The organism is Verrucosispora sp. SN26_14.1, assembly GCF_004307965.1.
GTDB lineage: Bacteria > Actinomycetota > Actinomycetes > Mycobacteriales > Micromonosporaceae > Micromonospora.
The window spans coordinates 1-3,811 of record NZ_SISL01000528.1 but is presented as its reverse complement, the minus strand read 5'-3'; the positions used below and the strand labels follow the sequence as shown (position 1 = coordinate 3,811).

Genomic DNA, 3,811 nt, shown 5'->3' with positions numbered 1-3,811 from the left:
CCGATCCGCTGCCGGGCGCGCGGCTGCGCCGCACCGACCTGCTCCAGCAGGGCCAGGTACTGCCCGAGCTTGCGCGGCCCCAGCCCGGTCACCTCGCGCAGCTCCTTCTTGGTGGCCGGTCCCTGCCGCAGCAGGGCGGCCAGGTCCCGCAACTCGGTGGCGTCCGGCAGGCCACCGCTGAAGAAGCGTTGCAGGCCGACGTCCTCGGCCTGCCAGAGCAGCAGGACGCGGGCGGGCTGGCCGTCGCGCCCGGCCCGGCCGATCTCCTGGAAGTAGCTGTCCGGCGAGTCGGGCAGCGCCATGTGCACCACCCAGGCGATGTTCGGCTTGTCGATGCCCATGCCGAACGCCGACGTGGCGACCATGATCGGCACCTGGTCGGCGAGGAACGCCTCGTGCAGCCGGGCGCGGGCGCTGGCGGACATTCCACCGTGGTAGAACTGCGCCGGGTAGCCGGCGTCGGTGATCCGGGCCGCGAGGTCCTCGGCGGCCCGCCGGGTGGGTACGTAGATGATGCCCGGCCGCTCCTCGTCGCGCAGCAGGGCGATCAGCCGCCGCCACCGGTAGTCCTCGGTCGGGCAGTGCGCCACCTCGAAGAAGAGGTTCGGCCGGTCCAGTCCGGACACCACGATCTCGGGATCACGCAGCCGCAGCCGCGCCACGATGTCGTCGCGTACCGGCGGCGAGGCGGTGGCGGTCAGTGCCACCACCGGCGGCCGCCCGATGCCCTCGATGAGCTGACCGAGTGCCAGGTAGTCCGGGCGGAAGTCGTGCCCCCAGGCCGAGATGCAGTGCGCCTCGTCGATCGCGACCAGCGCCGGCTTCAACGCGCGCACCTCGGCCAGCCGGTCCGGGTTGGCCAACTGCTCCGGCGTGATGAAGAGGAACTCGGCCCGGCCGTCGCGGATCTCGGCGATCGCCTCGGCCTGCTGGGCCGGCGACTCGTCCGAGCTGATCCGGACCGCCCGCAACTCGGCCCGTTGCCGCTCGTTGAGCGCGGCGATCTGGTCCTGTTGCAGGGCGAGCAGGGGGGAGATGACCACGGTCGGGCCGGGGATCAGGCTCGCCGGGATCTGATAGATCGCCGACTTGCCGGCGCCGGTGGGCAGCACCACCAACGCGTCGCGCCGCCGCATCACCGCGCGCATCGCGGCCAGCTGGTTGGGGCGCAGGGTGGACCAGCCGAACAGGCTGCGCGCCGCGCGGCGCAACGACATCGAGTGCGTGGTGAGCTTCATCGAGGGCCGCAGGTACCCGGCCGGACCAGCGCCGAAACACCGGTCCGGCCACGCGGGACCGCCAGGTGTGGCAACGGTCTCGCTACGTCACCGCTCAGGGCAGTCGGGGTAGCACGTCGCGCTGGTACAGGTCCATCAGCCCCTGCCAGTCCGGCCCGGTGTTGGCGACGTAGACCTCGTCGAAACCGGCCTTCGCGTACGCGTCGATCTTCGCCAGGTGTGCGTCGGCGTCGTTGCCGCAGACGAACGCCTCGCGCATCGCCTCCGGGTCGACCAGTTGGGCGGCCTGCTCGAAGTGCCGGGGCGAGGGCAGCACCTGCAACAGTTCACCCGGGATCGCCTCGGTCGGCCAGCGCTCGTACGCCAGCCGCATACCCTCCTCCACGGTCGGCGCGTACGCCGCCTTGAAACCCGCCTGGCACGGCTTGTCTCCGCCGCCGTTGTCCCGGAACCGGTTCACCAGCTCGGCGTCGGGCATGGTGTTGACGAAGCCGTCGCCGATCCGGGCGGCCAGGTCCACCGCCTTGGGGCCGAAGGCGGAGACGTAGATCGGCGGAGGCGTCTCGGGCAGCGTGTAGATCCGCGCGTGCTCCACCCGGTAGTGCTTGCCGTAGTGGTTGACGAAGCCCCCGTCCCACAGTTTCCGCATCACCTCGACCGCCTCCTCCAGCATCTCCAGCCGGACGCCGGCCTGCGGCCAGTGGTCGCCGAGGATGTGCTCGTTGAGTGCCTCGCCGGAGCCCACCCCGAGCACGAACCGCCCGGAGTGCAGCACCGCGCTGGTCGCCGCCGCCTGGGCCAGCACCGCCGGGTGGATGCGGACGGTGGGACACGTCACCGCCGTGGTGACCGGCAGGCGGCAGGTCTGGCTCAACGCGCCGATCATCGACCAGACGAACGGGGCCTGGCCCTGTGCGTCGGTCCAGGGGTGATAGTGGTCGGAGATCCAGAGCGCCTGGAAGCCGGCGCGTTCGGCGGCCTGCGCCTGCGCCAGCAACTGCTCCGGCGGATACTCCTCAGTGGACAGGAAGTAGCCGATCTTCATGGGTGCCCCCTCGCCGTGATGGTGTCCAGAGCCAGGCGGTACCCCGGCGGGGGCGGGTCACACCCGGCGGCGAGGTCAGCGCCGGAACATCGCCCGGATGGCCAGGAGCAGCAGCAGGCCGCCCACCACCAGGCCGAGCAGGCGTACGCCGGGGATGTCGGCCGGGCTCGTCGCGTCGGCGAGCAACAGCAGCGGGTCCATCTCCGCACTCTGCTGGCAGAGCGCTCCCAAGGCAACTGTAAGGTTTATTGACTATTCGGTGGCACGGTGTGACCATTGCTGCACCGCCGGGTGGCGGGGGGAGTCCGCGGCGGAGGATGACGGGGGTACGCGACCGCATGAGCGAGCGTCAGCGAGCGAATCTTCAACGCAGTGCGGTGGTGCCTCATGGCGGCCCGGAGCGTAGCGGAGGGCGGGCATGAGCGAGCGTCAGCGAGCGAATCTTCAGCGAGCGAACGGGAATCTGGCGGCGTTGGCCGCCGCGGTCCTGCAACCCGGGTTCGTCGGCACCGTACCGCCCGCGTGGGTCTGCCGCTGGCTCGGCGACGGCCTCGGCGCGGTGGTGTTGTTCAGCCGCAACGTCGTCGACCCGGAGCAGGTGGCGGCGCTCACCGCCGGGCTGCGGGCGGAGCGGCCGGACGTGATCGTGGCGATCGACGAGGAGGCGGGCGACGTCACCCGCATCGAGTCGGGTCGGGGCAGCACCCGGCCGGGCAACTTCGCTCTCGGCGTGGTGGACGACCCGGCCCTGACCGAGGAGGTCGCCCGCGACCTGGGTGTCGAACTCGCCGCGCTGGGCGTGACCCTGGACTACGCGCCGGACGCCGACGTCAACTCCAATCCGGACAATCCGGTGATCGGCGTCCGCTCGTTCGGTGCCGATCCGTCCGTGGTGGCCCGGCACACCACCGCCTGGGTGCACGGACTCCAGTCGGGCGGCGTGGCGGCCTGCGCCAAGCACTTCCCGGGGCACGGCGACACCCGGGTGGACTCCCATCACGACCTGCCCCGGATCAGCGGGGACCGGGATCGGCTGGACGCCGTCGAGCTGGCCCCGTTCCGGGCCGCCGTCGAAGCGGGCGTGCAGGCGGTGATGACCGGGCACCTGCTGGTGCCGGCGCTGGATCCGGAGCTGCCGGCGACGCTGAGCACCCGGATCCTGGGCGGCGTGCTCCGCGAGGAGATGGGCTTCAACGGCGTGGTGGTGACCGACGCGGTGGAGATGCAGGCGGTCGCCGGCCGGTACGGCCTCGCCGGTGCGGCGGTGCGGGCGTTGGCCGCCGGGGTGGACGCGATCTGTGTCGGCGGTGAGCACGCCGACGAGGAGACGGCCCGGCACCTGCGCGACGCCATCGTGGACGCGGTCGTGGCCGGGGACCTGCCGGAGGAGCGGCTGGCCGAGGCGGCGAAGCGGGTCGGTCAGCTCGCGGCCTGGACGGTGGCCGCCCGGACGGCCGGTGGACGTGTCCCGGTGCCGGCCGGCGGGTCGGGCGTCGGGCTGGTCGCCGCGCGGCGGGCGCTCCGGGTG

The 3,811-nt window shown here is 72.4% G+C and carries 4 protein-coding genes; 1 reads left to right on the top strand and 3 read right to left on the bottom strand.

Annotated features, from left to right (window positions below; all coding sequences use genetic code 11):
• From EYA84_RS28435 to EYA84_RS33875, 3 genes are all read right to left on the bottom strand, one after another.
• The coding region (locus tag EYA84_RS28435; protein WP_131057011.1) for an ATP-dependent DNA helicase RecQ at positions 1-1,238 on the bottom strand (1,238 nt) is incomplete at its 3' end.
• A 94-nt stretch (positions 1,239-1,332) separates the two neighbouring features.
• Positions 1,333-2,283 carry a TIGR03557 family F420-dependent LLM class oxidoreductase gene (locus EYA84_RS28430; RefSeq protein WP_131057010.1) on the bottom strand — a complete coding sequence of 317 codons (951 nt, stop codon included), beginning with the start codon at positions 2,281-2,283 and terminating at the stop codon, positions 1,333-1,335.
• A gap of 75 nt (positions 2,284-2,358) precedes the next feature.
• Complete coding sequence (locus EYA84_RS33875) at positions 2,359-2,484, bottom strand: hypothetical protein (protein ID WP_255446669.1); 126 nt, start codon at positions 2,482-2,484, stop codon at positions 2,359-2,361.
• A gap of 217 nt (positions 2,485-2,701) precedes the next feature.
• Here EYA84_RS33875 and EYA84_RS28425 point away from each other — a divergent pair.
• A partial coding sequence (locus EYA84_RS28425; protein WP_131057008.1) for a glycoside hydrolase family 3 protein occupies positions 2,702-3,811 on the top strand: 1,110 nt, incomplete at its 3' end.

What these genes read in the sequence shown, in the direction of transcription:
- EYA84_RS28430 (WP_131057010.1), bottom strand. Translation starts at nt 2,283, where the DNA reads ATGAAGATCGGCTACTTCCTGTCCACTGAGGAGTATCCGCCGGAGCAG.
- EYA84_RS33875 (WP_255446669.1), bottom strand. Translation starts at nt 2,484, where the DNA reads ATGGACCCGCTGCTGTTGCTCGCCGACGCGACGAGCCCGGCCGACATC.